General features: G+C 41.8%; 1 pseudogene. It reads left to right on the forward strand.

From position 1 onward, the window contains the following. Nucleotides 1-276 precede the first annotated feature (276 nt). Nucleotides 277-806, forward strand: a pseudogene (locus tag AC1DVK_RS27000) (transposase); the annotation flags it as partial.

Here is an 806-nt window from a genome sequence, read left to right on the forward strand (position 1 = left end):
CCTCAGACTGTAGACAAACTCGAGGAAAATCGAGTTTGTCTATTTTTTATGAGTTGTACAATTTGGCCGTTGATTTCCACTCCAGGCACTCGCTTTCCGCGGGCGGTCGGGGAGCCTCCTCGGCTTTCGCCTGCGGGGTCTCCCCTAGACGCGCTTTTCCCGCAGGAGTCTCGTACCTTCCGTTCCAATCAACTTTGTCTTATCTTTTAGRTAAACASTTTTGCCCTGAGTCGCTTTTGTTTTAAAATAGAAGTATTAAAACTTGAGGTGATGAGGATGCTTTCTAAACATGATTCTATTCAGCGRGATCAACTTGAAATGATTACGTTAGATCAACTGGTGCCACCGAACCATTTGGTTCGTAAACTGGAGGCTGCCATTGACTTCACTTTCATTTATGACTTGGTGAAAGAGATGTATTCAGAGGTAGGACGCCCAAGTATTGATCCAGTTATTTAGTTAAACTGACATTCATTCAATATACCTTCGGTATTCGTTCCATGCGTAAAACGATTGAAGAAGTTGAAACGAATATGGCTTACCGTTGGTTCTTAGGCTATGGTTTCCATGATAAAGTACCTCCTACTCCACGTTTGGGAAAAATTATGAGCGACGCTTTAAAGATACAGACCWGTTTGAACAGATTTTCTATCGCATTTTAATGACAGCTGCTAATAAAAAGTTAATAAGTGCTGAACACGTTTTCGTGGATTCCACACATGTGAAAGCCAGTGCGAATAAACGGAAATTTGAAAAGAAAATCGTTCGTAAAGAAACACGAGCGTATCAAGGGCGTCTTCAAGAAG

Source organism: Peribacillus sp. P4_B1 (assembly GCF_056402395.1).